Here is a 19,253-nt window from a genome sequence, read left to right as displayed (position 1 = left end):
GGACTGCGGGGATGAACGCTGTCCTCGAGTCCCTCGTACGTACCAACGACGCCGGGCGCAGGGGATCACGGGTAAATCCGAAGATCCTTGCGGGGCGGAACCATGGCCCTGCTGCGTACCGTCCCCATCGGCACCGGCATAGTGGGGGCCGCACGGAGGGCTCGGGCAGATTTCCGAGGGTCCGCAGGGCGTTCGGAGCAGGTGGCTCGGAGCAGTACCGAAGTGCAGTACAGAAGTGTTGAGTTACGAAGTCCCAGGGGGATCACCACATGCGACTCATTCGACCAGTTCTCACCGCACGTCAGGGGAGCGCACGTCGCACGCGCCCCTCGGTGCTCGCCGTGGCCGCGGTCACTGCGGTCCTCGCGCTCACCGCCACTGCCTGCGGTCCGAGCGAGGACAACGCCAGTGACAAGCCGAGCGATTCCGCCGGCCAGTCCTCGGACGGCAAGATCACCATTCCGGACGATCTGAAGGACCGGCTCAAGGAACACGGGATCGACCTCGACCAGTGGAAGAACGGCGAGTGGAAGAACTGGGACAAGGACAAGTGGCTGCGCGAGGCCAAGGACTTCGTCAACCCGATCATCGAGGGCCTCTGGGACCCGGACCGGATGCGGGATGCCGACAAGTCGCCGGAGAAGCCGGTCGACAATGACATCTCGGGTGACGTGGGCGTGACGGACCCGACGCCCGCGCCGGTCCAGGCCGCCGGCGTCCGGACGCCGTACCACGCCAATGCCGCGGAGTCCGGGAAGCTGCTCTTCGACAGCCCCGAGGGCTCCATGGTCTGCTCCGCGACCGTGGTGAAGGACCCGGCCCACCCCGGAAAGTCCAACCTGGTGTGGACCGCGGGGCACTGTGTGCACGCGGGCAAGAAGGGCGGCTGGTACCGCAACATCGCGTTCGTGCCGTCGTACAACAACAGCGGTCTGTCGACGGCCGAGCTGCAGAAGGCGACCAAGCAGGAGATCGCGCCCTACGGCGTGTGGTGGGGCCAGTGGGCACAGACGTCCGACCAGTGGATCTCTCAGGGTTCCTCGATCGGCGGGCAGGGCGCCCCGTACGACTTCGCGGTGCTGCATGTCACGCCGGAGAAGGGCTCGACGGGTAAGTCCCTGGAGGAAACGGTCGGCTCCGCACTGCCTGTCGAGTTCAATGCCCCGGCCGTGCCGAACATCGACAGCATGACCGCCACCGGCTTCCCGGCCGCTCCGCCCTACGACGGCCAGAAGGCCTTCAAGTGCGCGGACAAGCCGGGTCGGCTCTCGCTGACCGCGCAGGACCCCACGATGTACCGCATCGGCTGCACCATGACGGGCGGTGCCTCCGGTGGTGGCTGGGTCGCGGCGGGTCAGGACGGCAAGCCCGCCCTCGTCTCGAACACCTCCATCGGCCCGGTGACGGCCGGCTGGCTGGCCGGACCGCGCTTCGGCAAGGAAGCCAAGGGCGTCTACGAGTCGGTCAGCAAGAAGTACGCAGGGCAGTGACGACGGACCGTCACCCGGCCAGGCTCGGGTGACGGTGACGGCACATCAGGGACCCCGGTGCGGCTGTTGCCCGCCGGGGCCTTTGCTGTCGCGCTACGGCCCCGAGTGGCCCGCACCATGCGGGTTGTGTCTCTGTGACAGAGAGCACGGTCCGCACCGTCATAGGGTGGGCCTGCATCGTCGGTGGCCGTTGGTCCGGCCACCGTTCCACATGACAAGTTCATGGCAATTCGGAGATTTCAGGGGAATCTTTTCCATGCGATCCATACGTCCGCTGCTCGCCGCGACCAGCCTCGTCGCGGCGCTCGCGCTGACGGTCACGGCCTGTGGTCCGAGCGAGGACAACGCAGCCGACAAACCCGCCGCCGCCGACTCCCCGGGTGGCAAGGACTCCGGCTCCCTGTCCGACGGTCTGGCCGCGACGCTGAAGAAGCATGGCGTCGACCCGGGGAAGTGGAAAAAACGGCGAGTGGAAGAACTGGGACAAGGACAAGGACAAGTGGCTGCGTGAGGCGAAGGACTTCGTCAACCCGGTCGTCGAGGGGCTGTGGAAGCCCGACCGGATGAGGTCGGCCAAGGATCCGGCGAAGACCATGGCGGCCGGCGACCTCTCCGGCAACCAGGGCGTCACCGACCCGGAGCCCGCCCCGGTCAAGGCCGAGCGCGAGAAGACTCCGTAACACGACTACGCGGCCCCGGTCGGCAAGGTGCTCTTCGACTCCCCCGAGGGCACCATGGTCTGCTCGGGCACCGTCGTCGAGGACCCGGAGAACCCGGGCGGGTCCAATCTGGTATGGACCGCCGGACACTGTGTGCACGCCGGCTCGAAGGGCGGCTGGTACCGCAACATCGTGTTCGTGCCCGCGTACAACGACAAGGGCGAGTCAGTCGCCGCGCTGGAGAACGCGCAGCCGCAGGAGCACGCCCCGTACGGCGCGTACTGGGCCGACTGGGCCACGACATCCGGTGAATGGCTCGCCGACGGCGGTCCCACCGGAGGCGAAGGCGCGCCCTATGACTACGCGGTGCTGCATGTGAAGCCGGAGAAGGGCAACAAGTCCCTGGAGGAGACCGTGGGCAACGCCCTGCCGGTCAACTTCGATGCCGCCGAGATCTCGAAGATCAGCGCGATGGGCAGCTCGCGCTGGTCTCCAACACCTCCATCGGCCGGGTGACTTCGGGCTGGCTCGCCGGCCCTCACCTGGGCAAGGACACACAGGACGTCTTCACCGCGATGAGCGAGAAGTTCGGCAGCCGGTAGCAGCCGCGCGTACGCCCGAAGGCCCGCTCCTGACGAGGGAGCGGGCCTTCGGTCCGTTCTGAGCCGTACCGCGCTGCGGTCAGTGCGCCACGGGGACGAACGAGGAGAGGACTGCTGCCAGTTCCTCATGCACCCGCGCCTTGATCAGGGTGCCCTCCGACGTGTGCTCCTCGGAGATCACCTCGCCCTCGGCGTGCACCCTGGAGACGAGCCCGCCCTGGGTGTACGGGACGAGCGTCTCGATCTCGACCGAGGGCCGAGGCAGTTCGGTGTCGATGAGTGCGAGCAGCTCGTCGATACCGGCGCCGGTACGCGCCGAGACGGCGATCGCATGCTTCTCGATGCGCAGCAGCCGCTGCAGCACCAGCGGATCGGCCGCATCCGCCTTGTTGATCACCACGACCTCGGGCACGTCCACCGCGCCCACTTCGCGGATCACCTCGCGCACCGCGGCGAGCTGTTCCTCCGGCACCGGGTGGGAGCCGTCCACCACATGCAGGATCAGATCGGATTCACCGACCTCCTCCATGGTGGAGCGGAACGCCTCGACGAGGTGGTGCGGCAGATGCCGTACGAACCCGACGGTGTCGGCCAGGGTGTAGATCCGGCCGCTCGGCGTCTCGGCCCGGCGCACGGTCGGGTCCAGGGTGGCGAACAGCGCGTTCTCCACCAGGACGCCCGCACCGGTCAGCCGGTTGAGCAACGAGGACTTGCCCGCGTTGGTGTAGCCGGCGATGGCGACCGACGGCACCTTGTTGCGCTTGCGCTCCTGGCGCTTGATCTCGCGTCCGGTCTTCATCTCCGCGATTTCCCGGCGCATCTTCGCCATCTTCTCGCGGATCCGACGTCGGTCCGTCTCGATCTTGGTCTCACCGGGACCACGGGTTGCCATGCCGCCACCGCCGCTGGAACCGCCGCCGCCCATCTGACGGGAGAGCGACTGACCCCAGCCGCGAAGCCGCGGCAGCATGTACTGCATCTGTGCCAGCGAGACCTGCGCCTTGCCCTCTCGGGACTTGGCGTGCTGGGCGAAGATGTCGAGGATCAGAGCGGTCCGGTCGACCACCTTGACCTTGACGACGTCTTCCAGATGGATCAGCTGGCCGGGGCTGAGCTCACCGTCGCAGACGACGGTGTCGGCCCCTGATTCGAGGACGATGTCGCGCAGCTCCAGCGCCTTGCCCGAACCGATGTAGGTGGCCGGGTCGGGCTTGTCGCGGCGCTGGAAGACAGCGTCGAGCACCATGGCGCCTGCTGTCTCCGCAAGTGCGGCCAGCTCCGCGAGGGAATTCTCCGCGTCCTGCACGGTCCCCGAGGTCCAGACACCGACCAGCACCACGCGCTCCAGGCGCAGCTGTCGGTACTCGACCTCGGTGACGTCCTCGAGCTCGGTCGAGAGTCCTGCCACACGCCGCAGTGCGGCGCGCTCGGAGCGGTCGAACTGCTCGCCGTCCCGCTCTCCGTCGATCTCGTGGCTCCAGGCGACGTCCTCTTCCATCAGGGCGTCGGCCCGAAGGCTCTCGGTGAGGCTCTCGGTGACATTCTCCGTAGCGCTCTGCGCGTCCTGCGCGTCCTGGGGAAGGGAAGAAGAGGAGGTCATTGGATCCTTACGTCGATGGAAGTCCGTTACATCAGTCACAACGCGTGACCTCTCCCGATGATTCCCGCTGTCGGGAATCCGGTCCGGCCGCCGCGGCGACCCGTCGATAGTGGCATGGTCCGCCGGGCCCGTCACCCGGGTTTATCGCTGTCCGTCGGGCTTGGCACTGTGCCAGTCCGGGTGCCCCGGCATCGGCGGGGTCTTCTCGCCGTACAGCCAGCCGTCGAAGAACGAGGTCAGGTCGCGGCCCGCGGTCTGTGACGCCAGCCGGACGAACTCCGCGGTGGCGGCGTTGGAGTCCCGGTGCTTCTTCACCCAGCTCCGCTCCAGCCGGTCGAATGCGTCCTCGCCGATCTCCTGGCGCAGCGCGTAGAGGATCAGTGCGCTGCCGTCGTACACGACCGGCCGGAACAGGCTGAGCTTCTGTCCGGGCGCCGGAACCTCTGGGCGGGCCGGGGGGCCGCCCGCGGAGCGCCAGCCGTCGGACCTGATGTAGGCGTCGTGCATCCGGCTTTCCAGTGGCTTGTCGGCGTGCTCCTCGGCGTAGCGGGCCTCGTACCAGCTGGCATGTCCCTCGTTGAGCCAAAGATCGGACCATGCCTGTGGGGAGACGCTGTCACCGAACCATTGGTGGGCGAGCTCGTGCACCATGATCGATTCGACATACCACTTGGGGTAGGCGGTCTGGGTGAACAGGGACCGTTCGAAGAGCGAGAGTGTCTGGGTCTCCAGCTCGAAGCCGGTGTCGGTGGCGGCGACCAGCAGCCCGTATGTCTCGAAGGGGTAGGGGCCGACCTGCTGTTCCATCCATTCCAGCTGTCCGGGTGTCTTGCTGAGCCAGGGTTCCAGCAGCTTGCGGTCGGCGCTCGGCACCACGTCGCGTACCGGCAGTCCGTGCGGCCCGGTCCGTTTCAGGACGGTGGAACGGCCGATGGTGACCTGGGCCAGTTCGGTGGCCATGGGGTGTTCGGTCCGGTAGGTCCAGGTGGTCTCGGCACCGTTGCGGGCCGTGCCTGCGGGCAGGCCGTTGGCGACCACCGTGAGGTCCTTGGGTGCGGTGATCCGGAAAGTGAAGTACGCCTTGTCGGCGGGGTGGTCGTTGCTCGGGAAGACCCGGTGCGCGGCGTCGGCCTGATTGGCCATGGCCAGACCGTCGGCGGTGCGCAGCCAGCCGCCGCTGTCCTGGCCGCCGTTCGGGTCGCTGGTGTGCCGGACGGTGATGTGCAGCGGCGCTCCGGCCGGGAGCCGGCCGGGGGGCTGGATGACCAAGTCCTCGTCCGCCGCGGCGAAGTCGGCGCGCAGACCGTTGATTTCGACCGTACGGACAGTGCCCTGGGCGAAGTCGAGGTTGATCCGGTCCAGCGGCTCGGTGGTCCGCGCTTCGATCGTGGTAACGGCGTCCAGCGGCTTGCTGTTGCTGCCGTGGTAGGTCAGTCCGATGTCGTACGAGAGGACGTCGTACCCGGGATTGCCGAGGTGCGGGAAGAGCGGATCGCCAATTCCGAGCGGCACGGGTGAGGGGAGCGCGGCGGCAACGAGGGCGGCCGATGCGGTGGCCAGCAGAGCGGCCCGCAGACGGCGGGAGATGATCGGCATGGACTACCGCTACCAGCGACTCCCACCTGGGCAGGCGCGGCACGCGCCACGCCACTCGAACGAGACCGCTGTGGCAGATGGCGCTGCGCGGCGGGGTCAGACGGTGGCGGCGGGGTGCTGGGCGCGGCTCACGTCGTACACCCCGGGTACGTCGCGCATCGCGCGCATCAGCGCCGGCAGTCCGGCGGCATCGGGGAGCTGCAATGTGTAGGTGTGCCGGACGCGCTGTTCGCTGGGCGGTTCGACGGTGGCGGAGATGATCGCCGCGTCCGCCGTCGCGATCGCCTCGGTGAGATCGGCGAGCAGCCGGGGCCGTCCGAAGGACTCGGCAACCAGGGTGACCCGGCAACCGGCCGCGTCGCCCCAGCTCACCGAGACCGGCGCCCGGCCGACGGACTGCATCCGGGCCACTGCGGGGCACTCCAGCCGATGCACGGTGACGGCGCCGCCGCGCACGACGAATCCTGTGACGGCGTCGGGTGGTACGGGGGTGCAGCAGCCCGCGAGTCGTACGGTGGCATCCGGCCGGTCCACCACAACGCTCGCGGTGCGGCTGTCGGACCTGGGGTGCCCGGGGTCGTTGTATTCCTGGGGCTGTGGTTCGGGCCTGGGCTCCGCGGGCCTGCTGCTGTGCGGGCCCTGGGCATCCTCGGGATGGGCGTCCAGCCAGCCGGTGATGGCGATGCGGGCGGCTGGGGTTCGGGCGTGGTCGAGCCAGTCGGGCGAGGGGCCGGAGGCAGCGTCCTCGGCAAGCAGCAGCTGCACGGTGTCGCCGTCGCTCAGTACGGTGCCGAGGGTGGCCAGCCGGCCGTTGACCCGGGCGCCGATGCAGCTGTGCGCCTCGTCCCCGTACTGCGCGTAGGCGGCGTCGACGCAGCTGGCTCCGGCGGGCAGTCCGAGCGTGCCGCCATCGGTGCGGAAGACCGTGATCTCCCGGTCCTGGGCGAGGTCGGCGCGGAGTGTGGTCCAGAAGGTGTCGGGGTCCGGGGCGGACTGCTGCCATTCCAGGAGCCTGGAGAGCCAGCCGGGCCGGGTCGGGTCGGCGCGCTCTCCGTCCGCGGGTTCGGCGGACTGCGCCGCGGAGCCGCTGTCCGCGGCGTACGGATTACCGAGGGCGATGACGCCTGCCTCGGCAACCTTGTGCATCCGGTGTGTACGGATGAGGACTTCGGCGACCGCCCCGTCGGGGCCGACGACCGCGGTGTGCAGTGACTGGTACAGGTTGAATTTGGGGGCGGCGATGAAGTCCTTGAACTCGGAGATCACCGGGGTGAAACAGGTGTGCAGTTCACCGAGCACGGCATAGCAGTCGGCGTCCTCGCCGACGAGAACCAGCAGCCGGCCGAAGTCGGTGCCGCGTAGTTCGCCGCGTTTGATCCTGACGCGGTGTACGGAGACGTAGTGGCGCGGCCTGATGAGGACTTCTGCGGGGATGCCGGCCTCCCGCAGCACCGCTGCGACGTTCTCGGCGATGGCGGCGAGCGGGTCCGGGGTGGCCGCGGCGCCGGAGGCGTCCGGTTGCGCCGACGCGGCGGCGATCAGTGCGCGGGTGTGTTCGTACTCCTCGGGGCGGAGGATCGCGAAGACGAGATCCTCCAGCTCGGTCTTGAGGGCCTGTACGCCGAGCCGCTCGGCCAGCGGGATGAGCACGTCGCGGGTGACCTTGGCGATCCTGGCCTGTTTCTCGGGACGCATCACGCCCAGGGTTCGCATGTTGTGCAGCCGGTCGGCGAGCTTGATCGACATCACCCGGACGTCGTCCCCGGTGGCGACCAGCATCTTGCGGAAGGTCTCGGGTTCGGCCGCCGCTCCGTAGTCGACCTTTTCGAGCTTGGTGACGCCGTCGACGAGGTAGCAGACCTCCTTGCCGAATTGTTCCCGCACCTGATCGAGGGTCACTTCGGTGTCCTCGACGGTGTCGTGGAGCAGTGAGGCCGTGAGTGTCGTGGTCTCGGCGCCGAGCTCGGCGAGGATCAGCGTGACGGCGAGCGGGTGCGTGATGTACGGCTCGCCGCTCTTGCGCATCTGTCCGCGGTGCGAGGACTCCGCGAGTACGTAGGCCCTGTGCAGGATGGAGAGGTCGGCATCCGGGTGGTGCGCGCGGTGGGCCTCGGCGACGTGGCCGATCGCGTCGGGCAGCCGGTCGCGGGAGACGGGGCCGAGCAGCGCGACGCGGCCGAGCCTGCGGAGATCGATCCGGGGACGGCTCCGCCTGCGGATGGGAGCACCTGGGTTGGTGGCCTCTGCACTCATGGGGCACCTCCGGCGACGTCGACCGGCGGTGGGGAGGTGCGGACGCGCCTCCGGGCCGGTGCTTGATGCTACCGAGCCCACCACGTGGCGGAGTCCGGCTCTCGCTCAGCGTGAAACGGATCACCCATTCGAGCGAAGCTCTAGCCGATCGCCGTTTCGAGCCAGGCGGAGTCGATCAAGCCCTCGGCGACGATCACGGCGGCTCCCGTCATCTCGATCTCGCCGTCCGGCCGCTCGGTGATCACGAGGGTGCCGCCGGGCAGATCCACCGTGTACGTGACCGGGGTGCCGGTCTCCGTGGGGTCGGCGCCGTCCCTGCGGGCCGCGGCGACGGCTACGGCGCAGGCGCCCGTCCCGCAGGAGCGGGTCTCGCCCGAACCGCGCTCATGGACCCGCATCGCGACATGGCGCGGTCCGCGGTCCACGACGAATTCGATGTTGACGCCGTCGGGGTAGACGGCCGCGGGGCTGAACGGCGGTACGGAGAACAGATCGCCGGCGTGCGCCAGATCGTCGACGAAGGCGACCGCGTGCGGATTGCCCATGTTCACATTGCGGGCGTCCCAGCTGCGGCCCGCCAGGCTGACCGTGACGCCGTCCTCGGGAAGGAGCGCACGCCCCATGGAGACCGTGACGTCGCCGCCCTTGGCGATGTGCACCTTCTTCACGCCGCCCCGGGTCGCGATGGCGAGGTCGCCCTCCTCGACGTGTCCGGCATGCTGCAGATAGCGGGCGAAGACCCGTACGCCGTTGCCGCACATCTCGGCGATCGAACCGTCGGCGTTGCGATAGTCCATGAACCACTCGGCCTCGCCCGCCATGGCCCGCGCCTCCGGGTGCGCGGCGGACCGTACGGCGTGCAGCAGCCCGTCACCGCCGATGCCGGCCCGGCGGTCGCACAGCCGGGTGACGACGGAGGCGGGCAGGTCGACGGCATTGTCCGGGTCGGGAACGATCACGAAGTCGTTCTCGGTGCCGTGGCCCTTGAGGAAGGCGATCTGCGAGATGCTCACAGGGCAACTGTACGAGGCGGCGCCGACAGCCGACGAAACCAGGTCGCGCAAGGGTGCACCGGGCAGCGACCGGGCATCATGCCGAAGCAGGGTCCCTGCGCCACACTGCTGCAGCCGCTCCGCCCGTCAGCGGAGCCGTGCCACGCGCCAGACGGCGAGTGTGACCAGTGCGGCGCACACGGCGACGTACAGTGCGATCACGCGCCAGTCGGATCGCTCGCCCGAGCCCCGCTGCGGCAGCCCGGGCCAGGTGTAACCCACGCGGCGGGCGGCCATCATGCCCCAGCCCGCGGCGCAGCAGCTGATCAGCAGGCCCAGCATGGCGACGACCGCGCCGCCGTCGCCGAACTCGAAGGCCAGCGGGAACGCGAACATCAGCGATCCCACGGCGGCGAGCATGACGATCGGTGCGAGCTGCCAGATGCGCAGACGCCGCGCGGGCCGCAGCTCGACCTCGACCTCGGGGGTCACCTCGAGCTCATCGGGCCCGTCCGGGCTCAAGCGTCCTGCCTCGTGCAGCGTGTCCGGTGCGTCTTGTTCTGTGTCGCGAGGGCCGGCCTCCATCGCCACGCGCCCTCCCAACTCGGACTCCACTGGTCGATCGATGCTCGATGATGGCACGCTCCCGGTCACCGAAATGACGGGCAGGGCTTCCCGATGCCATCACGTGATCAGGCTGTAACCGCTCGTTCGACCAACGCCAGCGCCTGGTGCGGGAGTTCCCCGCGGTGTTCCGCGGCGCCATTCAGCCAGTGGACCCGCGGGTCGCGGCGAAACCATGAGTCCTGACGGCGCGCGAATCGTTTGGTGGCGCGTACGGTCTCGGCACGCGCCTCGGCCTCCGTGCACCCCTGGGCCAGTGCGGCAAGCACCTGCTGGTAGCCGAGCGCCCTGGACGCGGTCCGTCCTTCGCGCAGACCGTGCGCCTCCAGGGCGCGCACCTCGTCCACGAGTCCGGCCGTCCACATCCGGTCGACCCTCAGCGCGATGCGTTCGTCGAGTTCGGGGCGGGCCACGTCGACGCCGATCTGGACGGTGTCGTACACCGCATCGTTACCGGGGAGATTGGCGGTGAAGGGCTGGCCGGTGATCTCGATGACTTCGAGGGCCCTGACGATTCGGCGGCCGTTGCTCGGCAGGATGGCCCGGCCCGCTTCGGGATCGGCGGCCGCGAGCCGGGCGTGCAGTGCCCCGGAGCCGCGCTCGACCAGTTCCTCCTCCAGCCTGGCCCGTACGCCGGGGTCCGTGCCGGGGAACTCCATGGCATCGATGGCGCCCTTCACATACAACCCTGAGCCGCCGACCAGGACGGGGGTACGGCCCGCGGCAAGCAGCCGGTCGATCTCGGCGCGGGCCAGCCGCTGGTACTCGGCGACGCTGGCAGTCTCGGTGACGTCCCAGATGTCCAGCAGGTGGTGCGGAACGTTTCCGCGTTCGGAGAGCGTCAGCTTCGCAGTGCCGATATCCATCCCCCGGTAGAGCTGCATGGAGTCGGCATTGACCACTTCGCCGTCGAGCTGCTGAGCAAGGAATACCCCCAGATCGGACTTTCCGGCTGCAGTGGGACCGACGACGGTGATGACCCGCGGTGCGGGAGCTGAACTTCTCACCGCCCCAGTCTCGCAAACCTCCGGCCCTCTTCCGGAACGAGTGGGGTGACCCGCTCCGAAAAAACCGTCTGCCGTTCCGGCCACAAGCCCCCGGCCCTGGCGCAGGGGCAGGCGTAGCGGCGGGGTGTGCCGCTCCGAGCGGCGCGGTTCTTCGCCCGGACCAGTAGAATTCGTAAGTGAATACGGGCGTTTTTTCACGGTTTGCCGTTCACTCTCAGGGCTGCCTGATGAGGCCGTCGGCAGCGAGGTCGGAGAGGACGCCCGACCCTAGTCCCCCAGCAGGGAAGGTGCCCGATGGGCTTCCTGGACAATTTGAAGGCCAAGCTGAACCCCGCCAAGGACAAGGTCGGCGATCTCGCGCATCAGCACGGGCACAAGATCGACCAAGGGCTCGACAAGGCCGCACGGACGGTCGACCAAAAGACCAAGGGCAAGTACAGCGACAAGATCGAGTCCGGCACGAAGAAGGCCAAGGAAGCGGTCGAGCGCCTGTCCCACAAGCACGACGAGGGTGGTACCAAGCACGACGAGGGCGGTACGCCGCCGGATACGCCGGGCGGTACGCCGCCGGGCACGCCGCCCGCTTCCTGAACATCAACTGATCAAGCCCGACGGACGGCCGTGGAGCGAGGACGCTGCACGGCCGTCGGCTGTATCTGCTCGGGCAGGGGTAGGGACGGGGGCTCAGGACCAGGTGGCGACCAGGTAGCCCACGCCGTACGGGGCGTCCTCATACAGCAGTCGGCCGCCCAGGCCCGCCCCCTCGGCGGCGCCCGCGAGCACCTGCCAGGGCGCCCGGCCCGCCGCTTTCAGTTCGTACGCCAGCGCCTCGTCCAGCGCGATCAGCGCGTCGGGGTCCGCCGTGCCCAGCGCATGGGCGGCCGCCGCATCGAACGCCTCGGCACGGTCGTCCAGATAGCCGGGGGCCTTGAGCGTGCGGCAGGCGCTGCCGTCGCCCATCACCAGCAGGGCCACCCGGTCCGCCCTGGCGGCCAGGTCCCGTCCGGTGCTCGTGCAGCGAACGGTTTCGAGCGGCTCCCCCACGCCGAGCCCTTCGACCGGCGCCTCGGCCCATTGCGCGCGGGCGAGCAGCCAGGCACCGACGGCGAGGGACGGCGGAAGCGGGCGATCCGTCACCTGCCCCCTTTCGCGCCCCAGCCGCACACCGAGGTCGACGCCGAAGCCCTTGAAGGTGCCGGGGGCCCCCTCAGGATGCGGGCCACGCCCCGCGTGGTCCGCGGGTCCGATCACGATCAGCAGATCGGGCCGGGCGGCAGCGAGCACACCGAGAGCATCGGCGCAGGCGTCCCGCAGGGCGTCGAGCTCGGGCGCGGCACCGGCGGCGACCTCGGGTACCAGCAGGGGCGGGCAGGGGCAGACAGCGGCGGCGACAAGCATGGTGGGCAGCGTACTGCTTGGGTGCGATGCGCCCGTCGGCCACCGCCGCCGTCTGCGTCCTGCCGGTGTCAGTCGCAGCCGCAGCCGGGGGCCGCGGTTGCGGGCAGCGGCGCCGGGGCGCCGATACCGGGCAGCCCGAGCATCACTCCGGCAGGCTTGGCGGCCTCGGTGACGGTGCGCTTCGCCCAGGCGTCCCCGGCCCGGGTCCGCCGTACGCCCACCGGAACGCCCTCGGCGAGGAGGTGGTGCGGGGCCGCGTAGGTGATCTCGACGGTCACCACATCGCCCGGACGCACCTCCTCGTCCGGCTTGGTGAAGTGGACCAGGCGGTTGTCGGGGGCACGGCCGGAGAGGCGGTGGGTGGCGCCGTCCTTGCGACCCTCGCCCTCCGCAACCATGATCTCCAGCGTTCGGCCGACCTGCTTCTTGTTCTCCTCCCAGGAGATCTCCTCCTGAAGGACGGACAGGCGCATGTACCGCTCCTGGACGACCTCCTTGGGGATCTGCCCCTCCATCTCGGCGGCCGGGGTTCCGGGGCGCTTGGAGTACTGGAAAGTGAAGGCGTTGGCGAAGCGCGCCTCGCGGACCGCGTGCATGGTCTGCGCGAAGTCTTCCTCGGTCTCGCCGGGGAAACCGACGATGATGTCGGTGGAGATGGCGGCGTCCGGCATCGCGGCGCGCACCTTCTCGATGATGCCGAGGAAGCGCTCCTGCCGGTACGAGCGCCGCATAGCCTTGAGGATCGTGTCCGAGCCCGACTGCATCGGCATGTGCAGCTGAGGCATCACATTGGGCGTCTCGGCCATCGCCGCGATCACGTCGTCGGTGAAGTCACGGGGATGCGGCGAGGTGAAACGGACCCGCTCCAGGCCCTCGATCTTCCCGCAGGCGCGCAGCAGCTTGGAGAAGGCCTCGCGGTCGCCGATGTCGGAGCCGTACGCGTTCACGTTCTGGCCCAGCAGGGTGATCTCCGAGACGCCCTCGGCGACCAGTGCCTCGATCTCGGCGAGGATGTCGCCGGTGCGGCGGTCCTTCTCCTTGCCGCGCAGCGCCGGGACGATGCAGAAGGTGCAGGTGTTGTTGCAGCCGACGGAGATGGAGACCCACGCCGCGTAGGCGGACTCGCGGCGGGTGGGGAGCGTGGAAGGGAACGCCTCCAGGGATTCGGCGATCTCGATCTGCGCCTCTTCCTGGATACGGGCGCGCTCCAGCAGCACCGGCAGCTTGCCGATGTTGTGCGTACCGAAGACGACATCCACCCAGGGGGCCCGCTCGACGATGGTGTCGCGGTCCTTCTGCGCCAGGCAGCCGCCGACGGCGATCTGCATGCCGGGTCGCTTGGTCTTCATCGGGGCGAGCCGGCCGAGATTGCCGTAGAGCTTGTTGTCGGCGTTCTCCCGCACCGCGCAGGTGTTGAAGACGACCACGTCGGCGTCGCCGTCGGAGCCCTCGGCGGCACGTACGTAACCCGCGTCCTCCAGCAGCCCCGACAGCCGCTCGGAGTCATGGACGTTCATCTGGCACCCGTAGGTGCGCACCTCGTACGTCTTCAAACCGTCCACTACTCCACCAGCCACGTCGTTGCCGCTCACCCGTCCAGGGTAAGGGCTCCGATCGGGCCGCAATGATGAATACCTCTCCGGCCGGGCTCACGGCCCCTGTGTCCGGGTACGGGTACGGGTACGGGGACCGAGGCTCCGTGCCGCCGCGGCCCGGCCCTGGCCATCGCCCCGGCGGGCTGGCAGGATCGCCGCCATGCTCCAGGCACTGTCCCGTATCGGCCGCCGCCGCACCCTTCAGGCGTGCGCCGCCCTCGCCGTCGTGCTCGGGCTGCTGCTGTGGTGGCTGCTCCCGCTCGGGGAACCGGCGCCGAGCGGCACGCTGACCTTCAGCACCGGCGTACGCAGCGGGGTCTACCAGCGCTACGGCGAGCGGCTCAAGGGGGACCTGGCCAGGGATCTGCCCCAGGTGTCGATACGGCTGCAGACCAGTGAGGGATCGCAGCAGAACATCGCGCGGGTGGCGACGGGGAAGGCCGACTTCACCATCGCCACCGCCGATGCCCTCGCCACCTATCTGCGCAGCGGCAAGCCGGGCGCCGACCGGTTGCGGGGCTGTGTGCGGCTGTACGACGACTACATCCAGCTGGTCGTGCCGCGTGACTCGGAGGTGCGGAAGGTCTCGGACCTGATCGGCAAACGCGTCGGGGTGGGGCAGCCGGGTTCCGGGGTACGGCTGGTCGCCGACCGGCTGATGACAGCCGCCGGCCTCGATCCCTCGAACGATGTGACGCCGCTTCCCGACGGTATCGACACCATGCCCGAGAAGCTGGAGAACGGCCTGCTCGACGCCTTCTTCTGGTCCGGCGGACTGCCCACCTCCGCCGTCCAGGAGCTGTCGGACCGGTTCGCGATCAGGCTGGTGCCGCTGGAGGCCCCGCTGATCAAGGAGCTCCAGGCGGCGGGCGGGTCCGCCCGCTACTACCGGTCGGCCGTGATGCCCGCCGATGCCTACCGCAATACGCAGCAGGGGCAGGCGGTACCGACGGTGGCGGTCGCCAATGTGCTGGTGACCGCGGACCGTACGGATCCGGCGATGACCGCGGCGTTCACCCGGACCGTGATCGACAGCCGGGACCGGATCGGGCGCGAGGTGCACGCGGCCCAGTTGGTGGATCTGCGTACGGCGATCTACACCGATCCGCTGCCACTGCACGAAGGGGCCCAGCGCTACTACCGCTCGGTCAAGCCCTGATCCCCGCCGCCGCTCCGTCGGGCCCGACCCCCGAGCCGGACCTTCTCCCGTCCGCTCTCAGCCCTGCGGGCCCTGGCGTGGTACCGACACCGTCACCCGCAGCCCGTGCGGCTCATGGGCGGCATAGCCGATGGAGCCGCCGCCCGCCACCAGGAGAGCCTGGGAGATGGAAAGCCCGAGGCCGGAACCCTTCACGTTCTGATGCTGGGCGCTGCGCCAGAAGCGGTCGCCGACGCGCTCCATCTCCTGTGCGGTGAGGCCCGGTCCGCGGTCGGCGACGACCACCGTGACGTCATCGCGACCGGTGGCGACCGTGACGAGGACCTCTTCGTCGGCAGGGGTGAATTTCAGGGCGTTGTCGATGATGGCGTCGAGGGCGCTCGACAGGGCGATGGGGTCCGCCCAGGCGGTCACGGCGGACGAGCCGTCCGTCCTGAGCCGTACTCCCTTCTCCTCGGCGACCGGACGCCAGGAAGCAACGCGTTCCGTGGTGAGTGCGCCTATGTCCGTGAGCTGCAGATCGGCATCGGCGTGTTCGGCCAGCGCCAGGTCGAGCAGGTCGTCGAGAACCTGCCCGAGGCGCTTGCCCTCCGTGCGCACGGAGGCGATCTCCTCGTTGCCCTCCGGGAGTTCGAGCGCGAGGAGCTCGATCCGCAGCAGCAACGCGGCAAGGGGGTTGCGCAACTGGTGCGAGGCGTCGGCGACGAAGGCGCGCTGCTGCTCCAGCACGTCCTCGACGTTGTCGGCCATCTCGTTGAACGAGCGGGCCAGGCGCCTCAGTTCCGGCGGCCCTCCGGAGGCCGCGACCCGGGATCTCATCCGGCCGCTGGCGATGTCGTGGGTGGCCGCGTCCAGGGTCCGTACGGGCAGCAGTACCCAGCCGGTGAGCCGGATCGCGGCGCCGACCGCCACCAGCATCGCAACGACTTCGCCGACTGCGATGAGCAACCAGCCGCGCAGCGTGCGTGCGCGCATTTCGGAGGTGGGCGAGTCGATGACCACGACGGCGACGACATCGCCGTCCCGCACGACGGGTGAGGCGACGACGACCCTGCCCCGCTGCCAGGGCCAGACCTGCGGCGGATCGTGGCTGCGACGACCCAGGAGCGCCTCCTTGAAGGCCTCTCTCCCCTCCCCCTCGATCGGGAGCTGCCAGGTGGCCGGGGCCTTCGCCATGGCACTGTCGTCGCGGTAGAAGACACCGGCGCGGATGCCGTACACCGATGCGTAGGTGTCGAGTTCGCTCCGCAGGGTGCGGCGCCGCTCGTCGTAACCGGGGGTCCGCTCGGCTATGAACTGGGCGAGCGCGGCGAAGCGTGCCGTGTCGTCGATGCGGTCGATGACGACGCGTTGCTGCTGGGCGCCGGCCACGCTGACGGCCAGCGGGAAGCCGAGGGCGAGCAGCACGCTCGCCATGAGAATGATGAGCAGGGGAAGCAGCCGGGTGCGCACCTGGGACGTACGCCTCTACGCGGACGGGGCGACGAGGCGGTAGCCGACCCCGCGCACCGTCTCGATCAGTGCGGGCAGCCGCAGTTTGGAACGCAGGGACGCGACGTGCACTTCGAGCGTGCGCCCCGTTCCCTCCCAGCTCGTGCGCCACACCTCACTGATGATCTGCTCCCGGCGGAAGACCACACCGGGGCGCTGGGCGAGCAGCGCGAGCAGGTCGAACTCCTTGCGGGTGAGCTGGACTTCCGATCCGTCGACGCTGACCCGGCGGGTCGGCAGCTCGATGTGGACGTGCCCGAGGCGCAGAGCGGCGACGGGCGTGGGAACGGTGTCCTCGCCGACCGATTTACGCCTGCTGACGGCGTGGATACGGGCGAGGAGCTCGCCGGTGTCGTACGGCTTGACCACGTAGTCGTCCGCCCCGAGGTTGAGGCCGTGGATCCGCGACCGGACATCGGCTCGCGCGGTCACCATGATCACCGGGGTGGAGGTGCGCTTGCGGATCTTCCCGCACACCTCGTAGCCGTCCTGGTCGGGCAGACCGAGGTCGAGGAGCACGACACCGAAGGGCTCCGTGTCCGCGGGCAGCAGCGCCTGCAGTGCCTCCTCGCCGCTGCGCGCGTGCACGACCTGGAAGCCGTGCCGGGCGAGGATCGCGGAGAGGGCGGCGGCGACATGGTTGTCGTCCTCGACCAGCAGCAGTCTCATGACCCCCCTTTCCGAAGGTGCGGCATACCGGCCTTCCGTCGATGCGGAGCCGGTGCGTGTCGGTGCGGTTTCTCGTACGCCTCTCGTCACTTCCCCGTACCGAGGTGTTTCACGTCATGGCGTACCAGGGCATCCACTCCGATGACCGGTACGTCAGTCAAGGGCCCGCCCACTGCATCGAGCCATCTGTTATCCACCCGGTACGCCCCGGGGGTCTCGCCCGCCGTCCCCTTCACGCGGAGTGTCCGGTTGCCGCCGGATCGTTATGCTCAATTTCCGCTCAGATGTAATGACGCTGGTCGCACTGCGTCACTAGGGTCCTTCCCAACCGAGGAGGACGGAGCATGAAGCCGATGAGCGGAGTTTCAGTGACCAAGGGCGCCGAGGACGCCGCACCCGCGGCGAACGACCTTGTCGTACTGAGCAACGTCAACAAGCACTTCGGCGCGCTGCATGTGCTCCAGGACATCGACCTGACGATCGCCCGTGGCGAGGTCGTGGTCGTCATCGGGCCCTCCGGGTCCGGGAAGTCCACACTGTGCCGCACGATCAACCGCTTGGAGACGATCGACTCGGGCGCCATCTCGATCGACGGCAAGCCGCTGCCCGCGGAGGGCAGGGAGCTGGCCAGGCTGCGTGCCGATGTCGGCATGGTCTTCCAGTCGTTCAATCTCTTCGCGCACAAGACGGTGCTCGAGAACGTGATGCTGGGCCAGATCAAGGTCCGCAGGACGGACAAGAAGGCCGCCGAGGACAAGGCCCGTTCGCTGCTGGACCGGGTGGGCGTGGCGACGCAGGCCGACAAGTACCCCGCCCAGCTCTCCGGCGGCCAGCAGCAACGTGTGGCCATCGCACGGGCGTTGGCGATGGACCCGAAGGTGATCCTCTTCGACGAGCCGACCTCCGCGCTCGACCCGGAGATGATCAACGAGGTGCTGGAGGTCATGCAGCAGCTCGCCCGGGACGGCATGACGATGGTCGTCGTCACGCACGAGATGGGCTTCGCGCGCTCGGCGGCGAACCGCGTCGTCTTCATGGCGGACGGAAAGATCGTCGAAGAGGCCACGCCCGACCAGTTCTTCAGCAACCCGCGCAGTGACCGGGCCAAGGACTTCCTGTCGAAGATCCTTCACCACTGACTGATCCTGCACCACCGGGCCCCGGACCGGCTGATCACTCACATCGCGTCAACTCTAGGGAAAACCACCATGCAGCTTCGTAAGGTCACCGCCGCCTCGGCCGCCGTGCTCGCCCTCGCCCTCACGGCCACCGCCTGTGGCTCCGACAAGAAGGACGGCGGCTCGGGCGACGGCAAGAAGATCACGATCGGCATCAAGATCGACCAGCCGGGCATCGGCCTGAAGACCCCCGACGGCAAGTACACCGGCTTCGACGTCGATGTCGCCACGTACGTCGCCAAGGAACTCGGCTACGACGCCAAGGACATCGTCTTCAAGGAGACCAAGAGCGCCGACCGCGAGACGGCGATCGAGCGCGGTGACGTGAAGTTCATCGCCGCCTCCTACTCGATCAACGACGAGCGGCTGCAGAAGGTCGACTTCGCGGGCCCGTACCTGCTGGCCCACCAGGACATCCTGGTCCGCGCCGACGACGACTCGATCAAGTCCCCGGCCGACCTGAACAACAAGAAGCTGTGTTCGGTCGCCGGCTCGACCTCGGCGAAGAACGTCAAGGACAAGCTGGCGCCGAAGGCGCAGCTCCAGACGTACGGCGGCTACTCGGAGTGCCTGACCGGCCTGGAGAACAAGGCCATCGACGCGCTGACCACCGATGACAGCATCCTGGCGGGCTTCGCCTCGCAGCAGAACTTCCAGGGCAAGTTCAAGCTGGCCGGCTTCAAGATGACCAACGAGAACTACGGCATCGGCCTGAAGAAGGGCGACGCAGACCTCAAGAAGAAGGTCGACGCCGCGCTCACCAAGATGGTCTCGGACGGTTCCTGGGACAAGGCAGTGAAGGACAACTTCGGCCCGGCGAACTACAAGAACGAGCCCGCCCCGAAGATCGGCAACATCGTCAAGTGAAGCAGGGCTGACCGGGCGCGCCGTCCGTGAACGGCGGCGCGCCGTGCCCTCCTACACGCGGAAGCGCGGGAGA

The 19,253-nt window shown here is 69.0% G+C and carries 15 protein-coding genes and 1 pseudogene; 6 read left to right on the top strand and 10 right to left on the bottom strand.

Going from position 1 to position 19,253, the window contains the following annotated elements; all coding sequences use genetic code 11:
* The first annotated feature begins 269 nt into the window (after positions 1-269).
* Both ACZ7IB_RS34040 and ACZ7IB_RS34035 read left to right on the top strand, forming a co-directional pair.
* Positions 270-1,490, top strand: coding sequence for a trypsin-like serine peptidase (locus tag ACZ7IB_RS34040; protein ID WP_470917878.1), 1,221 nt, complete (start codon positions 270-272; stop codon positions 1,488-1,490).
* A 256-nt stretch (positions 1,491-1,746) separates the two neighbouring features.
* Positions 1,747-2,751 (top strand): annotated as a pseudogene (locus ACZ7IB_RS34035) (trypsin-like serine peptidase).
* A 79-nt stretch (positions 2,752-2,830) separates the two neighbouring features.
* On the opposite strand, the gene hflX reads toward ACZ7IB_RS34035, so the two are convergent.
* The 6 genes from hflX to miaA form a co-directional block, all read right to left on the bottom strand.
* Positions 2,831-4,351 carry a GTPase HflX gene (gene hflX, locus ACZ7IB_RS34030; protein ID WP_470917876.1) on the bottom strand — a complete coding sequence of 507 codons (1,521 nt, stop codon included), beginning with the start codon at positions 4,349-4,351 and terminating at the stop codon, positions 2,831-2,833.
* Between the two features lie 141 nt (positions 4,352-4,492).
* Positions 4,493-5,947, bottom strand: a complete 1,455-nt coding sequence (locus ACZ7IB_RS34025; protein ID WP_470917874.1) for a M1 family metallopeptidase — start codon at positions 5,945-5,947, stop codon at positions 4,493-4,495.
* Between the two features lie 96 nt (positions 5,948-6,043).
* On the bottom strand, positions 6,044-8,200 hold the full coding sequence (locus ACZ7IB_RS34020) for a RelA/SpoT family protein (protein WP_470917872.1): 2,157 nt from the start codon (positions 8,198-8,200) through the stop codon (positions 6,044-6,046).
* Positions 8,201-8,340: 140 nt separating this feature from the next.
* Positions 8,341-9,213 (bottom strand): diaminopimelate epimerase, encoded by an 873-nt coding sequence (gene dapF, locus ACZ7IB_RS34015; RefSeq protein WP_470917870.1) that lies wholly within the window; start codon positions 9,211-9,213, stop codon positions 8,341-8,343.
* A gap of 126 nt (positions 9,214-9,339) precedes the next feature.
* Positions 9,340-9,777 (bottom strand): hypothetical protein, encoded by a 438-nt coding sequence (locus ACZ7IB_RS34010; protein ID WP_470917925.1) that lies wholly within the window; start codon positions 9,775-9,777, stop codon positions 9,340-9,342.
* A gap of 107 nt (positions 9,778-9,884) precedes the next feature.
* Positions 9,885-10,823 (bottom strand): tRNA (adenosine(37)-N6)-dimethylallyltransferase MiaA, encoded by a 939-nt coding sequence (gene miaA / locus ACZ7IB_RS34005; RefSeq protein WP_470917868.1) that lies wholly within the window; start codon positions 10,821-10,823, stop codon positions 9,885-9,887.
* A 294-nt stretch (positions 10,824-11,117) separates the two neighbouring features.
* Between miaA and ACZ7IB_RS34000 the strand changes: the two genes are divergently transcribed.
* Positions 11,118-11,414: an antitoxin gene (locus tag ACZ7IB_RS34000; protein ID WP_470917866.1), complete on the top strand. Its 297-nt coding sequence runs from the start codon at positions 11,118-11,120 to the stop codon at positions 11,412-11,414.
* A gap of 93 nt (positions 11,415-11,507) precedes the next feature.
* Here ACZ7IB_RS34000 and ACZ7IB_RS33995 read toward each other — a convergent pair whose 3' ends face one another.
* Together ACZ7IB_RS33995 and miaB are read right to left on the bottom strand one after the other, a co-directional pair.
* Positions 11,508-12,221, bottom strand: a complete 714-nt coding sequence (locus tag ACZ7IB_RS33995; protein ID WP_470917864.1) for a class III extradiol dioxygenase subunit B-like domain-containing protein — start codon at positions 12,219-12,221, stop codon at positions 11,508-11,510.
* Positions 12,222-12,289: 68 nt separating this feature from the next.
* Entirely contained in the window at positions 12,290-13,783 is a 1,494-nt protein-coding gene (gene miaB / locus ACZ7IB_RS33990) for a tRNA (N6-isopentenyl adenosine(37)-C2)-methylthiotransferase MiaB (RefSeq protein WP_470917923.1), read from the bottom strand.
* Between the two features lie 193 nt (positions 13,784-13,976).
* Here miaB and ACZ7IB_RS33985 point away from each other — a divergent pair, with 193 nt between their 5' ends.
* Positions 13,977-14,975, top strand: coding sequence for a TAXI family TRAP transporter solute-binding subunit (locus ACZ7IB_RS33985; RefSeq protein WP_470917862.1), 999 nt, complete (start codon positions 13,977-13,979; stop codon positions 14,973-14,975).
* 57 nt (positions 14,976-15,032) lie between these two features.
* Here ACZ7IB_RS33985 and ACZ7IB_RS33980 read toward each other — a convergent pair whose 3' ends face one another.
* A complete protein-coding gene (locus ACZ7IB_RS33980) occupies positions 15,033-16,427 on the bottom strand; it encodes a sensor histidine kinase (protein WP_470917861.1) in 1,395 nt (464 codons plus the stop codon).
* A gap of 15 nt (positions 16,428-16,442) precedes the next feature.
* Positions 16,443-17,135 carry a response regulator transcription factor gene (locus ACZ7IB_RS33975; RefSeq protein ID WP_382907212.1) on the bottom strand — a complete coding sequence of 231 codons (693 nt, stop codon included), beginning with the start codon at positions 17,133-17,135 and terminating at the stop codon, positions 16,443-16,445.
* A gap of 353 nt (positions 17,136-17,488) precedes the next feature.
* Here ACZ7IB_RS33975 and ACZ7IB_RS33970 point away from each other — a divergent pair, with 353 nt between their 5' ends.
* Together ACZ7IB_RS33970 and ACZ7IB_RS33965 are read left to right on the top strand one after the other, a co-directional pair.
* Positions 17,489-18,274: an amino acid ABC transporter ATP-binding protein gene (locus ACZ7IB_RS33970; RefSeq protein WP_384760786.1), complete on the top strand. Its 786-nt coding sequence runs from the start codon at positions 17,489-17,491 to the stop codon at positions 18,272-18,274.
* Between the two features lie 69 nt (positions 18,275-18,343).
* The gene (locus ACZ7IB_RS33965) at positions 18,344-19,180 is read left to right on the top strand and encodes a glutamate ABC transporter substrate-binding protein (RefSeq protein ID WP_470917859.1); all 837 of its coding nucleotides are present in this window, start codon (positions 18,344-18,346) and stop codon (positions 19,178-19,180) included.
* The last annotated feature ends 73 nt before the right edge of the window (positions 19,181-19,253 follow it).

The sequence above is a fragment of the Streptomyces sp. NPDC037301 genome, assembly GCF_055602785.1.
Note: the sequence above shows the minus strand (reverse complement) of the source record. Positions and strands in the feature narration are given on the sequence as shown.